The organism is Chryseobacterium lactis (genome assembly GCF_003815875.1).
Taxonomy (GTDB): Bacteria; Bacteroidota; Bacteroidia; order Flavobacteriales; family Weeksellaceae; genus Chryseobacterium; species Chryseobacterium lactis.
The window spans coordinates 1,963,156-1,985,644 of the sequence record NZ_CP033924.1; the positions used below are offsets into that span (position 1 = coordinate 1,963,156).

At 36.3% G+C, this 22,489-nt stretch carries 20 protein-coding genes; 5 read left to right on the forward strand and 15 right to left on the reverse strand.

Annotated elements, in window-relative coordinates; all coding sequences use genetic code 11:
• Positions 1 to 89 precede the first annotated feature (89 nt).
• Positions 90 to 824, forward strand: coding sequence for an SIMPL domain-containing protein (locus tag EG342_RS08485; protein ID WP_103294354.1), 735 nt, complete (start codon positions 90 to 92; stop codon positions 822 to 824).
• A 177-nt stretch (positions 825 to 1,001) separates the two neighbouring features.
• Here EG342_RS08485 and EG342_RS08490 read toward each other — a convergent pair whose 3' ends face one another.
• From EG342_RS08490 to EG342_RS08510, 5 genes are all read right to left on the reverse strand, one after another.
• Entirely contained in the window at positions 1,002 to 1,514 is a 513-nt protein-coding gene (locus EG342_RS08490) for a GNAT family N-acetyltransferase (RefSeq protein ID WP_103294337.1), read from the reverse strand.
• Between the two features lie 2 nt (positions 1,515 to 1,516).
• Positions 1,517 to 1,738, reverse strand: coding sequence for a PspC family transcriptional regulator (locus tag EG342_RS08495; protein ID WP_103294338.1), 222 nt, complete (start codon positions 1,736 to 1,738; stop codon positions 1,517 to 1,519).
• Between the two features lie 79 nt (positions 1,739 to 1,817).
• Positions 1,818 to 3,077: a DUF2851 family protein gene (locus EG342_RS08500; RefSeq protein ID WP_103294339.1), complete on the reverse strand. Its 1,260-nt coding sequence runs from the start codon at positions 3,075 to 3,077 to the stop codon at positions 1,818 to 1,820.
• 28 nt (positions 3,078 to 3,105) lie between these two features.
• Complete coding sequence (gene bshA / locus EG342_RS08505; protein ID WP_103294340.1) at positions 3,106 to 4,254, reverse strand: N-acetyl-alpha-D-glucosaminyl L-malate synthase BshA; 1,149 nt, start codon at positions 4,252 to 4,254, stop codon at positions 3,106 to 3,108.
• A 4-nt stretch (positions 4,255 to 4,258) separates the two neighbouring features.
• Positions 4,259 to 5,977, reverse strand: coding sequence for a glycoside hydrolase family 3 protein (locus EG342_RS08510; protein ID WP_103294341.1), 1,719 nt, complete (start codon positions 5,975 to 5,977; stop codon positions 4,259 to 4,261).
• Positions 5,978 to 6,093: 116 nt separating this feature from the next.
• On the opposite strand from EG342_RS08510, the gene EG342_RS08515 reads away from it, so the two are divergent.
• Positions 6,094 to 6,636, forward strand: a complete 543-nt coding sequence (locus EG342_RS08515) for a hypothetical protein (protein ID WP_103294342.1) — start codon at positions 6,094 to 6,096, stop codon at positions 6,634 to 6,636.
• Positions 6,637 to 6,810: 174 nt separating this feature from the next.
• Here the strand turns inward: EG342_RS08515 and ribA are convergent, their stop codons facing one another.
• The 8 genes from ribA to EG342_RS08555 form a co-directional block, all read right to left on the reverse strand.
• The gene (ribA, locus tag EG342_RS08520) at positions 6,811 to 7,407 is read right to left on the reverse strand and encodes a GTP cyclohydrolase II (protein WP_103294343.1); all 597 of its coding nucleotides are present in this window, start codon (positions 7,405 to 7,407) and stop codon (positions 6,811 to 6,813) included.
• Positions 7,408 to 7,427: 20 nt separating this feature from the next.
• Positions 7,428 to 7,886 carry a hypothetical protein gene (locus tag EG342_RS08525; protein WP_103294344.1) on the reverse strand — a complete coding sequence of 153 codons (459 nt, stop codon included), beginning with the start codon at positions 7,884 to 7,886 and terminating at the stop codon, positions 7,428 to 7,430.
• The gene (locus EG342_RS08530; RefSeq protein WP_103294345.1) at positions 7,883 to 8,497 is read right to left on the reverse strand and encodes a DUF4254 domain-containing protein; all 615 of its coding nucleotides are present in this window, start codon (positions 8,495 to 8,497) and stop codon (positions 7,883 to 7,885) included. Before EG342_RS08530 ends, EG342_RS08525 begins: the two co-directional genes overlap by 4 nt.
• A gap of 15 nt (positions 8,498 to 8,512) precedes the next feature.
• Complete coding sequence (locus EG342_RS08535) at positions 8,513 to 8,725, reverse strand: twin-arginine translocase TatA/TatE family subunit (protein ID WP_103294346.1); 213 nt, start codon at positions 8,723 to 8,725, stop codon at positions 8,513 to 8,515.
• 31 nt (positions 8,726 to 8,756) lie between these two features.
• Positions 8,757 to 10,319 carry a murein hydrolase activator EnvC family protein gene (locus EG342_RS08540; RefSeq protein ID WP_103294347.1) on the reverse strand — a complete coding sequence of 521 codons (1,563 nt, stop codon included), beginning with the start codon at positions 10,317 to 10,319 and terminating at the stop codon, positions 8,757 to 8,759.
• Complete coding sequence (locus EG342_RS08545) at positions 10,316 to 11,158, reverse strand: DUF4292 domain-containing protein (protein WP_103294348.1); 843 nt, start codon at positions 11,156 to 11,158, stop codon at positions 10,316 to 10,318. Before EG342_RS08545 ends, EG342_RS08540 begins: the two co-directional genes overlap by 4 nt.
• 111 nt (positions 11,159 to 11,269) lie before the next feature.
• Positions 11,270 to 12,286: a sugar phosphate nucleotidyltransferase gene (locus EG342_RS08550; protein ID WP_103294349.1), complete on the reverse strand. Its 1,017-nt coding sequence runs from the start codon at positions 12,284 to 12,286 to the stop codon at positions 11,270 to 11,272.
• Between the two features lie 148 nt (positions 12,287 to 12,434).
• Positions 12,435 to 13,862 carry an oligosaccharide flippase family protein gene (locus EG342_RS08555; protein ID WP_103294350.1) on the reverse strand — a complete coding sequence of 476 codons (1,428 nt, stop codon included), beginning with the start codon at positions 13,860 to 13,862 and terminating at the stop codon, positions 12,435 to 12,437.
• A gap of 163 nt (positions 13,863 to 14,025) precedes the next feature.
• On the opposite strand from EG342_RS08555, the gene EG342_RS08560 reads away from it, so the two are divergent.
• Positions 14,026 to 15,363: a dihydroorotase gene (locus tag EG342_RS08560; RefSeq protein WP_103294351.1), complete on the forward strand. Its 1,338-nt coding sequence runs from the start codon at positions 14,026 to 14,028 to the stop codon at positions 15,361 to 15,363.
• Between the two features lie 86 nt (positions 15,364 to 15,449).
• On the opposite strand, the gene EG342_RS08565 is transcribed toward EG342_RS08560, so the two are convergent.
• Positions 15,450 to 16,670 (reverse strand): IS4 family transposase, encoded by a 1,221-nt coding sequence (locus tag EG342_RS08565; protein WP_123868057.1) that lies wholly within the window; start codon positions 16,668 to 16,670, stop codon positions 15,450 to 15,452.
• A gap of 221 nt (positions 16,671 to 16,891) precedes the next feature.
• Complete coding sequence (locus EG342_RS08570; RefSeq protein WP_103294303.1) at positions 16,892 to 19,189, reverse strand: GH92 family glycosyl hydrolase; 2,298 nt, start codon at positions 19,187 to 19,189, stop codon at positions 16,892 to 16,894.
• A 126-nt stretch (positions 19,190 to 19,315) separates the two neighbouring features.
• Here EG342_RS08570 and EG342_RS08575 point away from each other — a divergent pair, with 126 nt between their 5' ends.
• Together EG342_RS08575 and EG342_RS08580 are read left to right on the forward strand one after the other, a co-directional pair.
• Positions 19,316 to 20,197, forward strand: a complete 882-nt coding sequence (locus EG342_RS08575) for an SDR family oxidoreductase (protein WP_103294302.1) — start codon at positions 19,316 to 19,318, stop codon at positions 20,195 to 20,197.
• 78 nt (positions 20,198 to 20,275) lie between these two features.
• Entirely contained in the window at positions 20,276 to 22,474 is a 2,199-nt protein-coding gene (locus tag EG342_RS08580; RefSeq protein WP_103294310.1) for a M1 family metallopeptidase, read from the forward strand.
• Positions 22,475 to 22,489 lie beyond the last annotated feature (15 nt).

A 22,489-nucleotide genomic window follows, 5' to 3' on the forward strand; every position in this document is an offset into this window, starting at 1 on the left:
TATTTTTTTTATATGTTAAAAAAATCTTAAAATATTGGAATGGAAATTGATGCATGAATGTTATAAAATTAATCAAATCAACAAATTTTATGAATAAAAATATTATTGCAGTGGCGGTAGGTGCTTTAGGCTTTGTTATCGGTCTTGGCTTCCTTGGAAATGCAATTAAAAATAGAAATAAGTCTGAAAATACAATTTCTGTAACAGGCCTTGGAACGAAACAGTTTACCTCCGACCTGATTACTTGGTCGGGAAGTTTTTCTAAAAATAATATGGATCTTAAATCTGCTTATGATGAACTTGCACTGGATAGAAAAGTGATTAATGACTATCTGGTTTCAAAAGGAATCAGGCAAAATGAAATCGTATTTTCATCGGTAGATATTCAGAAACAATTCAGAAACTATACTGATTCAAACGGAAACAATGTACAGGGAGAATTCTCCGGCTATAATCTGAGCCAAAAAGTATCTATTGAAAGCAAAGAAGTTGGTAAAATTGAAAACCTTTCCAGAAATATTACCGAAATTATCAATCGTGGAATAGAGTTTACTTCTTCTTCCCCTTCATATTTTTACACAAAACTGGCTACCGTAAAACAGGAAATGATTGCCGGTGCTACAAAAGATGCTAAAGAACGCGCTGAAAAAATTGCAGAAAATTCAGGAAGCAGTCTGGGTAATCTTAAAAAGGCCACGATGGGTGTTATTCAGATCACAGCCCCTAATTCAAATGAGGATTATTCCTACGGCGGAACTTTCAACACTTCTTCCAAAGAAAAAGAAGCGAGCATCACCATCAAACTGGAATATCAGGTAAACTAAGATATTAATGATAATTGAGAAATAATAAATGATGAGGTGCTTATCAATGGGAATGGGCTTTAGCCCGTTTTAATAAAAAAATAAAATCCATTGGCTTTAGCCGAAACTTATAGGTTAATCCTGGATCAGCTGCCATATCAAAAAATAAACGCCGGAATAGTTCCGGCGTTTTATATTTTAAGGATAAACAATATCACAAAGTTCTTTTTTAATCTCCTCAATATTTTCGGGAGAATAATTGGCAAGAAGCCATAAATTTAAAGATTGCTTTCCTTCACCATAGCTTGGCTGGATATAAGTGGTATCAACCAGACTGAAATTATTTCTTTGGTAAAAAGAATAGCGCCTTTGAGCATCTTCATTCAGATCGGCTGGCTCAATTTCTAAAATGATACTTGGATAATTTTCCAACAGATGGCTCATAATGTGTGATCCCAATCTTTTACTTCGGAATGCTTCAAAGACCTCAAAATGTTCTACAAAAACAAAAGAGCTCAGCTTCCATAAGATGAGGTATCCAACAGGTTCTGATTCATGTACCACAGACATAAAACTAACCTGCGGATTTGAAAATAATCCCAGAAATTGTTCCTTGTCTCTTTGCTCGTCTACAGGAAAAGTGCTGATATAAGAATTATAGATTTCCTGAACTCTATCATCCTCAGCATGCGTAATCGGTAAAAATTCCATAATTATAAATCAAAAACACTTGGTCTTCTGGTAATAAAAATATCTTTAATCCAGAGTGTAAATGCCAGTCCCAAATAAATCAGAAAGAAAAAACCTGCCGTGGCAAAAGTAGAGTAGATGAAGAAAATCCTTAATTTAGAGACAGGAATTCCAAGCTTAGCTCCCATTCTGGTCAGAACACCAAACCATTCTCTTTCCATTTTATGACGGATATTACCTAGCATTTTCAAGATTTTTTTAAAGGTTAAAATCTAATACTGCAAGGTAAGGAATTTTTTTGATAAAGGTTTTTTGAGGATAAGATTACCCTTTTAAAAGTTTAAATCCAATACCACATGACAGACAGTTTTTTCGGTCACAGTTATTTTTATAATGATAAATCAGACTCTGACTTTCCAGAGCATTATGGATATTCATTCCAAGATTTTTCCATCCTTCTATGACTGAGTTTTTCTCTGCAGCAATATTTCTGTAAAATTCTATAATTTCATCCGCAGCTTCCTCATGATGGTACCGATGATAAACATATTTTAAAGGAAGAACAGTGTTGAGAATAATAAGATCTACAAAATCTTTACTTAAAGTTTTAGGATGTATTTTGGATACGGTCCCGAAATTAAAATGACAGTCCCAATATTCGGAAGCTTTTATAGGTTTAAAAAGGTCATACAGCTGACCTGCATTTCTTGCTCCTATTATTTTTGAAAATAAATTCTGGTGCTCATAGTAAAGAGCCGCCAATTGTGACAAACGAATGGTTGGGAAATTGGGCGGCCGCAATCTTAAAAATTTAGGATGTAGCTTTAAATCAGAAATCTTAAACTTCCTTTTAATAAAGTCAAATTCTCTTTTCCAAATACCCATTTGTACATCTGCCGGAGTATCCAGCCATCCGGAAATTCCGAAAAATAAGGCTTCAAGTTGAATAGGATTTTGGCGTATTTTATTGATCACACTGTAATCAATACTTTCAGCAATCTGTTTGAAAATATGGGCATTTACCTTTAATCCGAAAGAATAGGCAAGACTATGAAATAGAACCGCTTCGAAATCATTTTTGTATTTCGTTAAGTCATTTTCAAACTCTTCCGATTTTTCTTCCAGTTTTTTCAGAATATTTCCTTCGTGGAAATTGACGGGAACTTTTTCCTGATCAAAAATATTCTCACAGGGAATAAATTGAGTGCCGTTGACGAGCTTTTCATATTTCCAGACTATATTTTCATCGATATAATCCTTCAATTCCAATGAAGGAATTCCCTTTCCTGTATGATCACAAACTTCCATATCATGTTGAAAGACAACATGAAGAATAATGTTTTGATAATTGGGATCCTGGGAGTGATTATGGAAAATCCAGTCTGAAGAACGGATGTGAAGCTCGATATTTCCGGCTAGAATAAGCCCGTTGGTTTTAATTTTAGCATCCAGGAAATCCGGCCCGGCATCTTTATTCCACTTTCCAAAGTGGATGATTTCAACGGAATTTCCTTCAATATCCTTGAAGTCAAAATGTTTGAAAACCTTATAGTTCCAAAGATATTGAAGTAGCTTTTCCGTCATAAGTGTGACGATAAATATAATAGAAATATTATACTTTCGTCAGCTCCTTATTAAAATTTTCTATGGTTGTTCTATACATTTTCTCATAGATAGGAAGAATGTTTTTCAAATCGAACTTTATCGCCTGATCTTTCGCATTTTGCTTCATTTTGGTTAAAAGTTCTTCATTGCTTAACAACTTGATGGTGTAGTTACTCATCGCTTCTACGTTTCCAATCTCTGCTAAAAATCCTGTTTCGCCCTGGATGTTTACTTCAGGAATTCCGCCGGCATTCGAGCTGATAACAGGAGTATACGCTGCCATGGCTTCCAAAGCTGCCAAACCAAAACTTTCCTGCTCCGAAGGGAGTAAGAACACATCCGAAAGCTGCAAAATTTTATACAGATCATTAACCTTTCCTAACAAACGAATTTTAGAAATTAGATCAGGATTTTCTTCAAGGAACTGATTTACTTTTTCCATATCCGGCCCTTCACCAATAATGATAAGTTTGGATTTTACCTTTTTCTCCACATTTTTGAAGATCTGCAAAACTTCATCCACGCGTTTTACAGGACGTAAGTTGGATACGTGAATCAGAATTTTCTCGTCAGGATTCGCAAACTGTGTTCTTTGGCATTCCGAACAGTCATCAAACTCAGAATTATCAATAAAATTGGTAATCACCTGAATTTCCTTTTTAATATTGAAAAACTGAAGGGTATCTTTTTTAAGACTTTCAGAAACCGAAGTGATCGCATCCGATTTATTGATAGAAAACTCTACAGCATGCTTATAACTTGGATGTTGTCCCACCAAAGTAATATCAGTTCCGTGTAACGTCGTTACCAGAGGAATATCATTATTATCTTCCTGAAGCATCTGTTTCGCTGTAAATGCAGCATATGCATAAGGAATAGCATAATGTGCGTGAAGCAGATCAAGCTTATAGAGATTCACGACCCTGTAGATCATAGAACTTAAGGCAATATCATAAGGCTGATATTGGAAAAGCGGGTACGTCTGAACATTTACCCTATGAAAGAAAATGTTGGGATTCGTGATGTCTAATCTTGCAGGAAGTGCGGAACTTATGAAATGAACTTCATATCCTTTATTAGCAAGAGACATTCCTAGTTCTGTTGCTACAATTCCGCTTCCCCCATATGTTGGATAGCAAAGTATGCCTATTTTCATTAGATTATTGTTGTTTTGATGTTGTAGTATGTATTGAAGGAAGAAGGGGTATATCGATACCCATCCCTGCTTTCAGTTGATCGTTGATCAATACAGGAAGTTTACCCCATATTTTTGTTTTTCCGTTTAAAGCATCCGCTGCCGCATTCATTGAATCGTCATTGTTTTCATAAGCAACAAGAACTGTAGATACTTTTGAAATATCAACCTCTTTTAAAGCATATGCACTTCCGAATACGGTAAGAATGACATTTTGGTTTTTACTAAGATCTGCAAGAACTTTCTTAGATTCTGCTGATATTTTGTACGGTTTGTAAGCTGTTGAATTATCCTTATGGAAACCAACAATTACAGTAGATCCTGTTGGAATTGTTCTGATTTCACTGGCTTTTTTAATGATAACGTTTGAACCTAGTCGATTGGCAAAAGTTTGATAGGGTGCTTCTTCCAAAGGAATATAAAATACCTGTTTCCCGGAAACTGGAAGCAATCCTTGATCATTCTTAATTAAAGTCAATGCATTGGCATAAAGATTCTGAACCAATGCTTTATGAGAATCATTATTTAAATCAGAATTAATATTCTCAGGATTTTTAGGAGTGTATTGGGTAAGTCCCAGGAAATATTTTGTCAATAAGATTTTCTTTACACTTTCCTCCACTCTGGATTGAGGAATTTCACCATTATCTATCGCCTTTTGAATCAGTTTTTTTCCTTCAGAAACACCTTGGGAAAAAAGCATAATATCATTTCCGGCTTTGAATGCCAAAGCATCCAGCTCTCCCGGTTTGTATTTATTGGCTACAGCTCCCATGTTTAAGGCATCCGTGATGATTAATCCTTTATATCCCAGTTTATCTTTCAAGAGTCCTGTAATAATATTTTTAGAAACAGAAGCAGGGATTCCTTTTCCTGACTCCAGGCTCGGAACATATAAATGAGCAACCATTACTCCGCCGATACCTTTATCCATCAATGCTTTGAAAGGAGCCAGTTCTACAGTGTTGAGTCTTTCCTGATTATGAGAAACTACCGGAAGATCAAGGTGAGAATCTGTACTGGTATCACCGTGGCCCGGGAAATGCTTGATAGCAGCTAATATATTATTGTCCTGAAGGCCGTTAGAATAAGATAACGCAGAACTGATTACATTAGGAACTTCTGAACCAAAACTTCTATTGCCAATAATAGGATTATTAGGATTGGTATTGACATCCACTACCGGCGCAAAGTCCCAATTAATGCCCATTCTGTGGCAGTCTTCTGCAATTTTGGCAGACATCTGATAAATTAAATTTTTATCCTGAATCGCTCCAAGCGTCATCGCCCACGGAAATTTGTGAGCGGTTGCAATTCGCTGAAATAATCCCCATTCAGCATCCATTCCGATCATCAAGGGGATTTTAGACTTCTGCTGAAACTCATTCACAAGATTGATTTCCCTTGCAGCATCGTCCTGCATTAAAATAAGACCACCTATTTTATCATTAGCAACAATGTTTCTGATCTGACTGATGAAATCTTCCCCTTTATTGGTATATAGTGCAACAATAAAGAGTTGCCCCAGTTTTTCATCCTGCGAAAGACTCATATAAGTTTTATCAACCCACTGCTGAGCCTTTTTCAAATCTTCAGGAGAAGCATTTTTAGGCTGGTACTGAGCTTTAGCTTTCGGGCTTATGAATGCAACAATAAAGAGAGAAGTATATAATAATTTCTTCATGACTTTTTGAATAAGAACAAAAATACAATTAAAAAAATTGACGAAAACAACGTTTTTGAAATTTTTGGTATATGATTTGAATACGCAATATAAATAATAACTAAACTTTTATAGAAATGAAAAAAATTCTTCCATTTATACTATTAGCCGGAATTGGTTTCTTATCATATAGCTGCGACAATAAAGATGATGTTGTGGTACAACAGAATGCGAATTTCCAGATGAAAGATATTACGGGAACATTTACCGGAGCAAATAATGCAAATTTTACGATCTCTCAAGGGCTTGGATTAAAGTCTACAGATGTTCTTTTAGTATATAGAAACATTAATTCAAACTCAGGTGGATCTACAATCTGGCAGCAAATACCAAAGACTTATTTCTTGACAAATAATAGAGAATTAGATTATAACTTTCTATTCAACAGTCAGAATGTTGACATTTCAACCAAAGCAAATTTTGACCAGACTACAATGACTGCAGCTGAAGCAAATACTTATTTGAATAATCAAACTTTCAGACTTGTCATTGTTCCTGCCAATACAACAGGTACAAGTAATAAGTCAGCTAAAGCACCTGTTGATTATAGCGACTATAATGCTGTTGTGAAATATTACAATCTTAATGATTCTAATGTACCATCAGTAAGAGTAAATTAAAATATCTTTTCAGTTTTTTATAATTAAAAAAAGCTCCGGGAGAAATCTTCTTCCGGGGCTTTTGATTTGGATATTATTTCAATCCTCAAATAAGATGATATCTTCGCTTAAATGATTTTTATTCAAGTACAGACCAAAAAAAAGCTTCAGAAAGTTCTGAAGCTCTTGTTTTTATTAATTATCATTGTCATCGAGAAGATGGCCAAAGAAATCTTTTTTGGTTTGCAGATATCCTTTACTATTTTCATTAGCAGGAATCTGAAGTGGAATTCTGGAATTAAGATGAACATTACTCTCTACCACATATTTTACCTTTTCAGGATTGTTGGTAAGAAGGTTGATGTCTTTTATATCCAATAGATTTAGGATTTCAATCGCTACTCCAAAATTTCTGTCATCAGCAGGAAGTCCAAGTTCAAGATTAGCTTGTACGGTGTCCAGTCCTTTTTCCTGTAAAGAATATGCTTTCAATTTATTGATAATGCCGATATTCCTGCCTTCCTGACGAAGATATATGATGATACCGCCATTTTCATGGGTGTATTTCATTGCCGCGTCCAATTGCTGGCCACACTCACATTTTTTTGAATGGAAAACTTCTCCGGTTATACACTCGGAATGGAAACGAACATTTACAGGTTTTGAAAAATCTGTATTTTCTGCGATAATGGCCATGTGAGGCATCCAATCGTTTTCGTTTTCGGAGAAAGCGATCATTCGGAAAGTGCCGTGTTCTGTAGGAACATTGGCTTCCGCCTGAATTTTAATCATTGATATAGTTCAATTAGTTTTTAACTTCCTGGTAGTGCATCTTCAATTACAGAAATATTCGTTTTTAAACGAACCAGATATCTGTTGAGCACTTCGTCGTCATCTTTATTAAGCTTTTGCCTAGATTTTTGAATCTTTTTGTATGATTTTTCGAAGCTTTTCAGTGCTCTACTTTTTCCTGAAGAATTATTAGCATCAATAGCATATAAATAATTCTGAAGGCTGTATTTCATACTGGTTACCTCATCATTCATTCCGGGGTCCTTAAACTTAGGAAAGGTAGAGATCAGATTTGAAATTTCAGAAGCGTTTACATTTTCTTTGATATTGATATTAAAACTCTTTTTTGAGCCTCTATCAGAATCAGAGCCTTTGGTTTCACTGTAAAAGTTGTTTGACAGCGGAGAAAGGTTAAGCTTTTCCGTTGCGCAGGAAGATGTTAATATAATTAGTACTCCAAAAAAAACTAGTCTTTTCATTTTTGTTGCCCTTTTTGATAAAGGATTGGGTTAAGACTTTCATCGTTATACATTTTCATTTGTTTGTATACCTTCATCTTAATATTCCCGTATTCAATATCAGCAAGCAACTGATCTATAGAAGTTGATAGGTCTTCCTTTTGAGTAAGCAGAACATCCAGTTTAGCCTGGCAGTTTTTTCTGTGTTCCTCAGAAGCGGATTCTCTATAAGCTTCTAACGACATGTGATAAACCTTTAACGCAAGAATCGATAGTCTGTCTACTGCCCAAGCGGGAGTTTCTGTATTTATTTTTGCGTCAGGTTTAGGAGTTATATTTTCAAACTTAGTAAGGAACCAGCTGTCAATATATTCTACCAGATCAGTTCTTTTCTGATTGGAGGCGTCTATTGTTCTCTTCAGTTGAAGAGCTTCAGCCGGATCAATATTTTCATCTCTAATTATATCTTCCAGATGCCATTGAACGGTATCAATCCAGTTCTTTGCATACAAAATCCGTTCCAAACTATCTTTTTCGAACGGGTTATTAATTAGAGCGTTAACGTCATCAGACACGTGATAGTCTTCAATACATTGATTGAAGACTTTCCATGCAGTCTCAGTGAAATTCATTAATTCTAAGGAATTTTAGTTACTGGTAGAATTATTATTTGTTGAAGAAGATTTGTTTTCAGAATTGGGTTTATCTTCTTCTTTTACCGCATCTTTAAATTCTTTGATCCCTGAACCAACTCCTCTCATTAATTCCGGGATTTTCTTTCCTCCGAAAAGTAAAACCAAAAGTATGGCTACGATCAGAATGTGCTGCCAAGATAAGGCAAGTATAGTTAGTGTATTCATCTCTTAAAATTTTTACAAAGTTACACTTTTTTTAATATGAAATCCAACCTAATGGATCAACTGGTGTACTTCCGTTCCATACTTGGAAATCAAGCGTATAAGCACCATCGAAATCCTGAGCAACAGTACCCACCGGAGTTCCGGAAGAAACCTGCTGTCCTTTGGAAACACTTACACTTCCCAGGTTGGAATAAATAGTGAAATAGCCTCCATGTTTGATGATAACAGTCTTTGTTCCGTCATTGTTTGCAAGGACGGAAGATACAGAACCGGGGAAGACACATTTTGCACGGGTACCTGAAGGAACTGAAATTTTAATTCCGTTATTTTCTTCAGTAATATTCTTAAACACAGGGTGAGGCTGTCTTCCGAAGCGGTGGGTTATCTGTCCCGCTCTGTCTGCCGGATACCCCAGTCTTCCTCTGTTATCTGCAAAGTTATTTCCTGAAGCTGTAGAAACTCCATAGCTGGTCATAGCTTTGGATTCTGCTGCTTTCTTATCTTCTTCTTTTCTTTTTGTAAGTGCTGCCTCTGCGGCTCTTGCTGCGGTTAATTTATCTGCAGCTTCTCTAGCTTTTACCGCTGCTTCGTCTGATGCTTTTTTAGCGGCAATTTTTCTGGCCTCATCTTTTGCATTGGATTCAGCTCTTGCGGCTTCTTCATTACGTCTTTTTTCCTCTTCAGCTCTTTTTGCTGCTAAGTCTGCGGCTCTTTTTGCTTCAGCTTCAGCGAGTTTTCTTTCTCTTTCCAGGGCTTCTGCCCTTGCTTTGGCTTCTGCTTCGATTCTTGCTTTTTCTCTTTCAGCAGCAATTTTAGCTAAACGTATTTTTTCTGCTTCAGCTTTTCTTCTTGCCTCTTCTTCAGCTTTTGCAATTCTGATTTCTTCAGCAATAATGGCTCTGATCTGGCCCTCAAGCACTTTAGATTGAGTCTGCTTTTGTTTCAGTTCAGCCGTAAGTTTTGATTCGTTCTTTTTGAAATCAGCCACAAGCTGTTCTTTTTGGGCTCTCTCGGTATTGATTGTCGCAAGATCCTTTTGCTGGGTTACCAACAGGTTATCTTTCTCTTTTATAGAGTTTTGTCTTTGCGAAATGGTTTTTTTGATTTGGTTTGCCGCATCGGTAATTTCAGCAGCTTTTTTATCCTGGTAATCTGAATATTGCTTTAGATACTGAACTCTTCGTATCGCTTCACCCATATTTTTGGAAGAAAGGATGAAGGTTACTTTGTTCTGTACCCCTTTGTTTTTGTAAGCATTTACCAGAACTTCAGCATAGTTTTTCCTGAGGACAGCCAATTCCTTATTCTGGCGATTGATCTCAAGCTGGCGCAGATAGATGTCATCTTCAATAAATCTCTTTTCTTTTTGAGTATTATTGTACACCTTTTCTCTTAATACTAACTTTTGATTTACGCTGGTAAGGTAGGCTATGGAAAGTTTAGATTCGCTTCTTGTTTTAGCTAAATCTGTATTTATTTCTGCAATTTGTTTTTTAAGTTCGGCATTCTGTTTTTGCAACTGTTCTTTTTTCTGCTGACCCTGGTGCAACCCGAACAGAAGAATACCTATTAAAAAGCTAAATTTTTTAATCATTTAATCTCAATTTTCTTATAACTGGATGGTACAGAATAAGCTGTTTCCATCCTCGAAAAGTCAAATTTCGTGTTTTCCAGTAAAATTTGACTAGATTTTGAGCCTTTTATAATTATTTTAACATTTTTAGGAAGACGGATTCCATTGAATTCATCCCAGTCGCTGTAAGAGATTTCCAGCTCATCTGATGATAAAACGTCTTTTAAATTGACACTTAATAAATCGTAATTGGTATCATATTGTAAGGCAATTTTGTACGCTCTGGATTTGTCATCCGTTGTGATTTTCTGATTGTCATTAGAAACCATTTTATACCCTTGGGCATTCTGTGTCAGCGTAAATTGTGAATCACTAATTTTCACAAAAGTTCTGCCCAACAGAATTTTTTCCAATGATTTATAGTCAATGAAATTAACATTCAGTAGATTATTAAGATAATCGAAATCTGAATCTATATAAACTTTATTTACTTTATCCTGTCCTTTTATTCCTTCCGGAGTAGCTAGTCCTCGGGCTACATTAATAAATAAGGCTCTGAGATTCATCCATACTTTTTTATCATTTTCAATATAGATGGTAGCATCAAGAGGTGGAATGTAGTTGCCTGTTTCTACCCGTACTTTGCTGTCGATCTTAATTTGTTCGAATTTTGGCGGAATCAATACATGTTCGAAGAAAGTAAGTTTGTCTCTCACCGGTTCATTGGCATCCTTCGGGTTTTTGTTTTCTTCGGATGTTTTGATACTGTCTCGTGTTGCTGTATTGTTTTGTATAGCATTACGGGTCTTACAGGATGATAAGACAAGAAGTAATAAAAGGAGTGGTATCCAATTTTTCATGTATTTATCTTTTCAATTTAAAAGTACGTTGCAATATTAACGCCAAACCACACAAAAAGTTTTGTGTGGTTTGATGATATCTTGTTTAAGTTAAATAAATTCTGCTTCTATCTATTTAGACAAAAAATCTAAAACAGAATAGTCTCCCAGAGAAATTTCTCTTGCTACTCCAAAATACTGTGCAGAGTTACCAATCATTGAATTAGAAAGATTTCCGTGATTGATTCTTGTATTTTCCTGAATCAGAGAGTTTTCAATATTCGAATTTACAATTTTTGTATTATTACCTAATGAAACTCCAGGGCCTACTTTTGAGTTGGAAATTGTTACGTTTTCACCAATAAAGCAAGGTTGAATAATCAATGAGTTTTCAATGACAGCGGAAGCTGGATATTGTGCCATTTCTTCTCTTTCATATTCAAGGATTTTACTGTTGGTTTCTACAGTGGCATTTTTGTTTCCGCAGTCCATCCAGTCATTTACCTTTCCTAAAGTAAATTTTGCCCCTTTTGCTCTAAGGTTTTCTAAAGCGGTTGTCAGCTGATATTCTCCACCGTTTTTAATATCATTGTCCATGATATAGTTGATTTCTTCCATCAGTTTTTCAGCACTGTTGAAATAGTAGATTCCAATGATTGCAAGATCTGAAACGAAGGATTTTGGTTTTTCAACAAAGTCAGTGATAAAACCATAGTTGTCTAGTTTTACAACTCCAAAAGCGGAAGGATCTTCTACACTTTTTACCCAAATTACCCCATCCGAATTTTTATCCAGCTGGAAATCTGCACGGAAAAGAGTATCTGCAAAAGCAATTACGATATCTCCCTGCATAGACTGTTCTGCGCATTTGATGGCATGTGCCGTTCCAAGAGGATCAGTTTGATAATATATACTTCCTTTTGCTCCAAGCTTTTCAGCAATCTGAATCAGTGATTTTTCGATCTCCGGACCAAAATCCCCAATGATAAATGCTACTTCTTCAATATTTTCTCCTGCGACTTTAGCAATATCTTCAACCAGTCGCTGTACAATAGGTTTACCGGCGATAGGAATAAGAGGTTTTGGAACTGTCAGAGTGTGCGGGCGTAATCTGGAACCACGTCCAGCCATCGGAACAATAATTTTCATAAATGATATAAAGATGTTTTTTGTTTAACTGTAGTTTATTTTTTGCTAAATATAGCAATTAAAACGTTTTTGAGACATAAGCATTATCATGTTTAATGTCTTTGTTTATTATGCAAAGATGTATAATTATCAAAAGAGAGACCAAAAATTAATTCTTTTTGATTCTCGATAAGATTAAGTTTTTTTCAGAGTAAATTAAAACTCCAAGAAAGAGTAGAAATAATATGTTGCTTGTTATAATGTTATAGTTGAGATACCTCACAATAATAAAACTAAAGACTCCCAGTAATATCAAAAAGAAAGACATTTTCTTCATTCTGTAAGGAATAGGGTAGTATTTTTGACCTAATACGTAAGAAACAATCATCATAACAAGATACGCTCCGAAAGTAGCCCATGCAGAACCGATCATACTGTGATAATAACTCAACGCAAGATAATTCAGGGCAATATTGATACCTGCTCCGATCCATGATATTGCAGTTCCCACACCGGTTCTGTCTGTAACTTTATACCAGGTGGAAAAGTTATAATAAATTCCGAAGCAAAGATTGGCCACAACAATAATCGGGATGATATCTATGGCAATCCAATAGGATTTGTTGGGAATGAAAACGCTTTTCAACCACGAAATATTGGCGATAATTCCTAATGCCACGGCACATGCGAAGAAAGCAAAGTATTCTGCTACGTTCGCATAGGTTTTCTTAGCATCACTCTTATCCATTTGTTTAAAAAAGAAGGGCTCAATACCCATTCGGTATGCTGTGACAAATAATGTCATCAATACAGCCAATTTATAACAGCCTCCGTAAGCACCGGCTTCTTCATCTGAAATAAGATTTCTTTGGATTGATTTATCAAAATTTTCATTCACCATAAAAGCCAGGCCAGCCAGCATAAGCGGGAATGAATACTTGATCATACGCTTAAACAAGGGCGTCACAAACTGAAATCTTACCTTTAGGATAATAGGAAATAATAATAAAACACCGAGGGCACTTCCTGCAAGGTTACTGAAGAAGGGGAAGTCTACATTTTGATCTAATCCAAAACTTCTGGATACATTTTCAGGAATCCAAAAGAATAATGCTGCTGTAAAAACTGCCTGAAATATTGCCTGAAAAACTCTTACTGCTGAATATTTTATAGGCTTATTGTGAAAACGCAACCATGCAAAAGGAATGACTAATAAATTATCGAAAAAGGCAATCAGGGCAAACCATCGGATATACTCGGGGTTATCATGGTATCCCGCATAATCAGCAATAGACTGATTGAATAAATAGCATAATGCCAGGAAAATAGTAGAGGTTGAAAATAAAAACCAGAACGAAGTATTGAAGGTCCTTTTTTCATTACCTTCTTCTGCAGAAAATCGAAAAAAGGCTGTTTCAAAGCCAAAAGAAAGCATAATATTTACAAAAGAAATCCATGCATAAAGCTGTGTGAAGATCGCAAACCCCTCATTAGGAATTTTATAGATCAAAAGTGGATTAAGGATAAATAAAATAATTCTTGGCGCGATAGCTCCCACTCCGTAGATGATTGTCTGGCCTAATAGTTTCTTATACAAAGTCGAAATTTTTTACAAATGTAAAACTTTAAGTATTCGTTTTGAGATTTTGGAGTGAATTAAAACATAAAATCTTAATTTTGCTGTTGTACTTAAAATGCAAGAAGTAAGAATTTTAAAATATAACTTCTTATCTATCAAATCTAATTTCTAAAAAGTAAAAATGAAGACCTTAATCAAGAATGTAAATATCGTCAATGAAGGAAAAGTCTTTGAAAGTGATATTTTAATAGAAAATGATGTAATCTCTACTATAGCTGCCGGTATTTCTGAAGATGCAGATCAGGTTATTGATGGTACAGGAAAATACCTTCTTCCGGGAGTGATTGATGATCAGGTGCATTTTCGTGAACCCGGATTGACTCATAAAGGTGATATTGAAACCGAATCAAGAGCTGCCATAGCCGGAGGAATTACAAGTTTTATTGATCAACCCAATACAGTACCTAATGCGGTAACACAGGAATTGCTGGCTGATAAATATGAAATTGCCACAAAAAAAGCTTACGCCAATTACGGTTTCATGATGGGTGGTACCAATGATAATCTTGAAGAAGTATTGAAAACAAATCCGAGAAATGTTCCTGGAATTAAATTGTTTTTAGGCTCCTCTACAGGAAATATGCTGGTAGATAATCCTGAAACGTTAGAGAATATTTTCAGCAATACCAAAATGCTTATCGCTGTTCATTGTGAGGATGAAGCGACCATCAGAGCTAATACTCAAAAATATATTGATCAATATGGTGAAGATATTCCTGTGAAATTTCATCACCTGATCAGAAGTGAAGAGGCATGTTATAAATCGTCATCCAAGGCTATTGAACTGGCACAAAAAACAGGGGCAAGACTGCATGTTTTCCACCTTTCAACGGCTAAGGAAACAGCACTTTTCAGAAATGATATCCCTTTAAAAGATAAAAAGATCACTGCTGAAGTATGTGTTCATCACTTAACATTTACAAATGAAGATTATGAAACAAGAGGTGGCTTAATCAAGTGGAACCCTGCAGTAAAGACTCAAAAGGATAAAGACGGTCTTTGGGAAGCATTGCTGGATGATAGAATTGACGTAATTGCTACGGATCATGCACCTCATACGGCGGAAGAGAAAAATAATGTATACACAAAGTGTCCATCCGGAGCACCTTTGGTACAGCATTCTTTAGTTGTCATGTTGGAAAACTATAAAAACGGTAAAATTTCCCTGGAAAAAATCGTTGAGAAAATGTGTCACAACCCTGCGATTCTTTTCAGAGTAGAGAAGAGAGGTTTTGTTAAAGAAGGATATAAAGCAGATCTTGTGTTGGTTGATTTGAATGCAGACTGGACAGTTGCCAAAGACAATTTATTATACAAATGCGGATGGAGCCCATTGGAAGGAATGAACTTCCATTCTAAAGTGACCCATACCTTTGTCAATGGACATTTGGTCTATGATAATGGAAAAATTACTGAAGAGAAATTTGGGGAGAGATTGCTTTTTGAGGCAAGAGAGTAATAAAACAACATTACAGAATGTGATATAATTCAATAGGAGCGGGCTAAAGCCTAGTGGTGGTCGGAAGAATGTCCGACCATTTTATTTTAAGTTTTAAAGACTTTATCAGGATTTCCACCTGCCCCTATTATTAATATGGATATGGCAAGGTTTCTTATCTCCATAGCAAATCTTCTTTTGGCTGTTTTATATCCTATATTATTTGCTTTTTTATAGATCAGTATAAGCATAGCTGTAATAAGAGTCATGTAAATCATTACTTCTATACCATTTTTATTGAGTGAAAGAAGATGACTTGCATGAAGTTCCTGTTTTAGAAATCTAAAAAAAACTTCAATATCCCATCTTTTTCGATAATAATTCGCAATATCTTTTGCAGAGATTTGAAAGTCATTGGTCAGAAACCAAAATTCTTTTTCAGGTTGCTGTTTGCTGCTTACTACAACCAATCTGAAATGTGTTTCAATTTGTTCCTCTTTATTATAAGTTTTCCCTTTTTGAGTTGGGACAGGTTTTGACGAATATAGCTTTACTAAACTGTCTTTTATCAGTACAATTTCTCCTAAGTCGATATTCTGATCTTTTTCAATAAAAGACTTTATTTCTTCATGTTTTCTATTTTCTTTAGATCTTATAACAAAAAACACCCCTTTATCATCAAATTCTTTCATTCTTTGGGCAGAACCCAATCCTTTATCTATAATATAAATATTGGCATGTTCTTTTTCTCTTTTCACATGTTGCAATACAGCTTCAGAAAGAGCATTATCTTCTGCACAGTATTTGGGAGTATTGTAAATTTCAACTCCGCAAGGAAGTAGTCCATCAAATAAGACACTGTACTTAATAAATTTCTTACCTCCGTTTTGAGCAATGCCTTCTTTTAATTTTCCAGCGGCTTCACCAATAACAGTGCTATCTGTTCTTATTAAATCATATTTTTCTCTTTCTGCCGGGTTATAGGAATCACAGAACATATTATAAATACAATCGTAGATTTCTTTAAAGTATCCTGAATCGATTTTCGAAAGCCTCTCAGAAATAGAACTGCGTCTGACAGTTTCAGTTTCATCAATATTGAATAAAGCCTTAAATACAGGATCTTTAAATGTGTCTTCCAGTGTTCGCTGGCTTAATTTTTCACTGCTGGTAATGGCAAATAATAGAAGATAAAACATCTTTCTGCCTTGAAGAACTTTAGAATAATGATCTACTTTAGTATTGGCTGAAAGATGGGATAAAAGGGCTTCAGGAATAAAGCTTAACAACTGGGAAACTGAAATTTTGTGTTCGTTGAAAATGGACATATTAATAAGTATACTTATCAAAGATAAAACTTAAGTAACCAAAAATGAAAATCGGAAGAAAAAATCTTCCGACCACCACTAGGCTTTAGCCCGCTTTCTTATTATAAACATTCCATTGGCTTTAGCCGAAATTTATTTTTTTTCTCGCAGATTTACGAGATTAAGCAGATTTTTATATTCGATCATCTGCCAGATCCGCTCAATCTGCAAGAATATATTATTTACTTTTTCGCCTTACTTCCCATATAAAATGTCAGCTTCCCACCATTCATAATCTCAGAATGTTTCAGAATGAAGTTTTTAATTTCCTTCCCATTCAGAAGAACCTTTTGAACATATACATTTGTTGGACTTTGGTTGATCGCCTCAATTTCAAAAGTCTTTCCATTTTCCAGATTCAAAACGGCATGGTCAATAGCCGGGCTTCCAATTGAATAATCCTCCGAACCTGGAGCAACAGGGTAAAAGCCAAGAGAACTCAAAATATACCACGCACTCATTTGTCCGGTATCATCATTTCCTCCTAATCCATCAGGGGTAGCCTTATACTGCATTTCCAAGATGTGACGAACTTGTGATTGTGTTTTCCAGGGTTGTCCCGCCCAATTGTAAAAATAAGCTACGTGATGAGCCGGTTCATTTCCGTGAACATATCCACCGATAATTCCTTCTCTCGTAATATCTTCGGTATCGGCAAAGAACTCGTCAGGTAAATGCATACTGAACAACTCGTCCAGTTTTGAAGCAAATTTTTTCTTTCCACCCATCATTTTTATTAATTCATCCGGATTCTGTGGCACAAAAAAACTGTAGTTCCAGGAATTCCCTTCAATAAAGCCTTGTCCGTGGGTACTTAATACATCAAAATCTTTTTTGAAACTTCCATCCGCTAAGCGTGGACGCATAAACCCGATCGTCTTGTCAAAATTGTTTTTCCAGTTTTCAGAACGCTTAATGAATTGATTATAGATTTCCGTTTCTCCCAGATGTTTTGCCAATTGAGCTATTGCCCAGTCGTCATAAGCGTATTCAAGCGTATTTGAAACTGAAGTTCCACTTTTTTCAGCAGGAATATAACCCAGGTCAATATATTGTCCGATGCCTTCATAATTTCTTTTACTGGCTGTTTCTACACAGGCTTTCAGGGCTTCTTTAGGGTCACCATCATAATTTCCTTTGATAATAGCATCTGCCACCACACTTACACTATGGTAACCACTCATGCACCAGTTATCGTTGGCATAATGAGACCAGATCGGTAACATTTTCATAGAAAACTGATGATAATGTGCCATCATCGACTTTACCATATCGCCATTCCGTTTGGGTTGAATAATATTAAAAAACGGATGAAGTGCGCGGTAGGTATCCCACAACGAGAACGTTGTATAATTGGTGAAATTTTCTGCTTTATGAACATTCTGATCCAGCCCTTTATATTCTCCATTGACATCCATGTAAACCGTAGGATTAATAAAAGTGTGATACATGGCAGTGTAAAAGTTAGTTTTTTCAGTATCAGAACCTTTGATGACAATTTTGTTTAATTCTTTATTCCAGTCTTCCTGAGCTTTTGCTTTAATTTGGTTAAAGGATAAATTTCCTGTTTCCTTTTCAAGATTCTCCAATGCATTAGACTGGCTCACCGGTGATATAGCAAGTTTAATTTCGATAGCTTCATTTTCCTGAGTATCAAAATCAAAATACATCTTCAGGTTCTTACCGGCAATTTCCGGGAAATTTTGCGTCTGATCGAATTTTCTCCAGAATCCTTTATACACTTGTGTCCCATCATAATTCTTCTGACCATAAGATTTAAATGGCTTTGAGAACTTCATGGCAAAGTAAACCGTTCTTGTTCTAGCCCAGCCGTTAGTCTGGCGATAGCCTGTAATGGTATTGCCATTTTCAACGCGTACATAAGTCCAGACATTTTTCCCGTCATAATTATAAATTCCGGCCATCAGATCCAGAATGACATGTGATTGGTCAGATTTAGGAAATGTATAACGGTGAACTCCAACTCTTGGGGTTGCCGTCAACTCTGCCAGAATATTGTGGTCATTCAACTTTACCTGGTAATATCCTACTTCTGCTTTTTCGTTCTGATGAGAAAATGTACTTCTGTAGCCGTTTTCAGGATGAGATGCCGTTCCCGGATTCAGTTGAAGCTTTCCAACCGTTGGCATGATCAGGAAATCTCCAAGATCCGAATGTCCGGTTCCGCTAAAGTGAGTAGAGCTGAAACCTACGATTGTTTTATCTTCATAGCGGTATCCCGCACAGTATTTGTACACCTCACCATTGTATTTTCCATTCAGTTCATAGGAAATAGTATCTGTTTCAGGACTTAGTTGTACTGCTCCGAAAGGAACAGTGGCACCGGGATACGTATGCCCCATTTTTTCAGTTCCGATCAACGGATTTACATATTGGTATAATTTTTCAAACTTTTGAGCTTTCAGCGATAAGCTTAAAAATAACAGTAACAGAAAAATAGAATTTCCCGGATTTTTCATGAGCAGATTAGATTATTAAAGGATAAAATTAATTAAAAAATAGAGAATATTATTTATGGCATTATTTATACTGTTATTTTAACCCAGATCCGTTCAATATTTATTATTTTTAAGAAAAAATATTTTATGAATCTATATACACAACCCATGCTGCGTGAAGGCGCACTGAAAGATAAAGTAGCGATTGTAACCGGAGGCGGAAGCGGCCTTGGAAAAGCGATGACAAAATATTTTCTTGAATTGGGAGCTCATGTAGTGATTACGTCAAGAAATCTGGAGAAATTACAGACTACTGCCAAAGAATTGGAAGAAGAAACAGGTGGCAAAGTGCTTTGTGTAGCATGTGATGTCCGAAACTGGGATGAGGTGGAAGCGATGAAAGAAGCAACCTTAAAAGAATTTGGAAAAATAGATATCCTTTTAAATAATGCTGCGGGAAATTTTATTTCTCCAACCGAAAAATTGACGCACTCTGCATTTGATTCCATTTTGGATATTGTTTTAAAGGGAACCAAGAACTGCACCCTTTCTATTGGAAAACACTGGATAGATTCCAAAACTCCGGGAACAGTGCTGAATATTGTTACCACCTATGCCTGGACGGGATCAGCATATGTGGTACCATCTGCTTGTGCAAAAGCAGGAGTGCTTGCTATGACAAGATCACTGGCTGTAGAGTGGGCAAAATACGGAATCCGTTTTAATGCAATTGCTCCGGGACCGTTCCCTACAAAAGGAGCGTGGGACAGACTTCTTCCAGGAGATCTTCAGGAGAAATTTGATATGAAAAAGAAAGTTCCGTTGAGAAGAGTAGGAGAACATCAGGAGCTGGCAAACCTTGCAGCATATCTGGTTTCAGACTATTCAGCATATATGAATGGGGAAGTGGTAACCATCGATGGAGGTGAATGGCTTCAGGGTGCCGGCGAATTTAACATGCTGGAGGCAATTCCGCAGGAAATGTGGGATGCTTTGGAAGCAATGATTAAAGCAAAAAAATCAAATTAATAAAATTTATATAAAAAAAGCTCCCGGGATTTGTAACAATTCCGGGAGTTTTTTTTACCTATGTATAAACTTTTTCAAATGAATTGTAAACTTCCAGCTCTTGTTTCGGCCGTTGCATTTTTCCTTTTATCAGGATCTGTACATGCACAGGAAACTCCAAAGTATGATTATGTAGAAGCTTTCAAGCCGTTCTTTTATCCACAGACAGGTACGGAAACCCGTTCTGCAAGCGGACAACCGGGGCATGCTTATTGGCAGAATTCAGCAGACTATCAGTTGAATGTCAGCCTGAATGAAGATAAAAAAGAGATCGCAGGTACCGCTGAAATTAAATATACCAACAACAGCCCGGATCGACTCAGCTTTCTTTGGTTACAGCTTGATCAGAATTTGTTTGCAAAAAATTCCCGTGGTAATGCCGTCGTTCCTTTATCAGGGAGCAGAAATGGCGCCCATGGTGAAACTTTTGAAGGTGGCTATACCATAAAGTCTGTAAAATTGGATGGTAAAGAGGTGAAGTATACCATCACAGATACAAGAATGCAGATCGATTTGCCAAAAGAGCTTAAAGGAAGAGGTGGGGTAGCAAAAATAACCATCGATTATTCCTTTGTTTCTCCTGAATACGGATCAGACCGAATGGGGGTGCAGGATACAAAGAATGGTAAAATCTTTACGATGGCTCAGTGGTATCCAAGAATGTGTGTGTATGATGATGTAATGGGATGGAACACACTTCCTTATGTGGGTGCTTCTGAATTCTATTTGGAATATGGTGATATTACTGCTAATATTACTGTACCTGCCAATCATTACGTGGTGGGATCCGGAGAGCTGCTGAATGAAAAAGAAGTCTACAATAAAGATGAAATCAACCGATGGAATCAGGCGCGAAACAGTGATAAAACAGTCATGATCCGTCCTGAATCTGAAATCGGTAAAAACAAATCTTCAGGAACAAAAACCTGGAAGTTTAAAATAACTCAAGCCAGAGATTTTGCATGGGCATCTTCTTCAGGATTTATTTTAGATGCTGCGAGAATCAATCTTCCGAATGGTAAAAAGTCATTGGCTATTTCTGCATATCCTGTGGAAAGCTCCGGTGGTAAAGCGTGGGGAAGGTCTACGGAATATACAAAAGCCGCTATCGAACATTATTCAAATAAATGGTATGGATATACGTATCCGGCAGCTACAAATGTTGCAGGAAATGAAGGCGGGATGGAATATCCGGGAATCGTTTTTTGTCATATGGACTCAAAAGGGGAAGAGCTTTGGGGAGTAACTGATCATGAATTCGGGCATAACTGGTTTCCTATGATTGTTGGATCCAACGAGCGATTATTTGCTTGGATGGATGAAGGTTTTAATACATTTATCAATGGGCTTTCAACCGAAGCTTTTAATAAAGGAGAATATTATAAAAAACAAAACATGGCCCAGACAGGAAGTTATCTGATGACGGATAATCTGGAGCCGATAATGGTAGGTCCAGATAATATGAAAGAAAGAAGTATCGGAGCTTTGGCCTATTATAAACCCGGTGCAGGATTATCTATTTTAAGAGAAACAATTCTTGGTCCTGAAAAATTTGATAAGGCATTCAGGATTTATATTGACCGTTGGGCTTTTAAGCATCCTACACCATGGGATTTCTTTCATACAATGGAGAATGTTGCCGGTGAGGAGCTGAATTGGTTCTGGAGAGGATGGTTTATCAATAAATGGAAAATCGACCAGTCTGTTAAGAATGTAAAATATGTGAACGGAGACTTTAAAAACGGTGCTCAGATTACGGTTGAAAATTTGGGGCAATTGCCTATGCCTACTACTGTTCAGCTGAAATTTAAGGATGGAACAACCAATACGGTGAAAATACCTATTGAGGTTTGGAAGAGAAATACTGAATGGACATTTAAAGTAGATTCAAACAAGGAAATCGATGAAGTGAAGCTTGATCCGGATTCTATGGTTCCGGACATTAATATGAAAAATAACAGATGGGCTTCTTCTGATGCAAAACCGCTGGATAAAATCAATGTGAAAGATTTTGCAGGAACCTACGGAAATAAGGAGTCTAAGCTTAAAGTAATCTTTGCTGAGAAAAGCGGTGTGCTATATGGAAAAGCAGGAGGACAGCAGGATTTTCCTTTAGAATATACGGGAAATAATACGTTTGTTTTTGAAAATGCCAACCTGACAATCGTCTTTAGTAAAGATAAGAAGACCATTACCCTTACCGAAGGCGAAAGAGAATTCAAGTTCAATAAGGAGTAATCATTTACTATAGAT

What these genes read in the sequence shown, in the direction of transcription:
- EG342_RS08485 (WP_103294354.1), top strand. Translation starts at nt 90, where the DNA reads ATGAATAAAAATATTATTGCAGTGGCGGTAGGTGCTTTAGGCTTTGTT.
- EG342_RS08490 (WP_103294337.1), bottom strand. Translation starts at nt 1,514, where the DNA reads ATGGAATTTTTACCGATTACGCATGCTGAGGATGATAGAGTTCAGGAA.
- EG342_RS08495 (WP_103294338.1), bottom strand. Translation starts at nt 1,738, where the DNA reads ATGCTAGGTAATATCCGTCATAAAATGGAAAGAGAATGGTTTGGTGTT.
- EG342_RS08500 (WP_103294339.1), bottom strand. Translation starts at nt 3,077, where the DNA reads ATGACGGAAAAGCTACTTCAATATCTTTGGAACTATAAGGTTTTCAAA.
- bshA (WP_103294340.1), bottom strand. Translation starts at nt 4,254, where the DNA reads ATGAAAATAGGCATACTTTGCTATCCAACATATGGGGGAAGCGGAATT.
- EG342_RS08510 (WP_103294341.1), bottom strand. Translation starts at nt 5,977, where the DNA reads ATGAAGAAATTATTATATACTTCTCTCTTTATTGTTGCATTCATAAGC.
- EG342_RS08515 (WP_103294342.1), top strand. Translation starts at nt 6,094, where the DNA reads ATGAAAAAAATTCTTCCATTTATACTATTAGCCGGAATTGGTTTCTTA.
- ribA (WP_103294343.1), bottom strand. Translation starts at nt 7,407, where the DNA reads ATGATTAAAATTCAGGCGGAAGCCAATGTTCCTACAGAACACGGCACT.
- EG342_RS08525 (WP_103294344.1), bottom strand. Translation starts at nt 7,886, where the DNA reads ATGAAAAGACTAGTTTTTTTTGGAGTACTAATTATATTAACATCTTCC.
- EG342_RS08530 (WP_103294345.1), bottom strand. Translation starts at nt 8,497, where the DNA reads ATGAATTTCACTGAGACTGCATGGAAAGTCTTCAATCAATGTATTGAA.
- EG342_RS08535 (WP_103294346.1), bottom strand. Translation starts at nt 8,725, where the DNA reads ATGAATACACTAACTATACTTGCCTTATCTTGGCAGCACATTCTGATC.
- EG342_RS08540 (WP_103294347.1), bottom strand. Translation starts at nt 10,319, where the DNA reads ATGATTAAAAAATTTAGCTTTTTAATAGGTATTCTTCTGTTCGGGTTG.
- EG342_RS08545 (WP_103294348.1), bottom strand. Translation starts at nt 11,158, where the DNA reads ATGAAAAATTGGATACCACTCCTTTTATTACTTCTTGTCTTATCATCC.
- EG342_RS08550 (WP_103294349.1), bottom strand. Translation starts at nt 12,286, where the DNA reads ATGAAAATTATTGTTCCGATGGCTGGACGTGGTTCCAGATTACGCCCG.
- EG342_RS08560 (WP_103294351.1), top strand. Translation starts at nt 14,026, where the DNA reads ATGAAGACCTTAATCAAGAATGTAAATATCGTCAATGAAGGAAAAGTC.
- EG342_RS08565 (WP_123868057.1), bottom strand. Translation starts at nt 16,670, where the DNA reads ATGTCCATTTTCAACGAACACAAAATTTCAGTTTCCCAGTTGTTAAGC.
- EG342_RS08570 (WP_103294303.1), bottom strand. Translation starts at nt 19,189, where the DNA reads ATGAAAAATCCGGGAAATTCTATTTTTCTGTTACTGTTATTTTTAAGC.
- EG342_RS08575 (WP_103294302.1), top strand. Translation starts at nt 19,316, where the DNA reads ATGAATCTATATACACAACCCATGCTGCGTGAAGGCGCACTGAAAGAT.
- EG342_RS08580 (WP_103294310.1), top strand. Translation starts at nt 20,276, where the DNA reads ATGAATTGTAAACTTCCAGCTCTTGTTTCGGCCGTTGCATTTTTCCTT.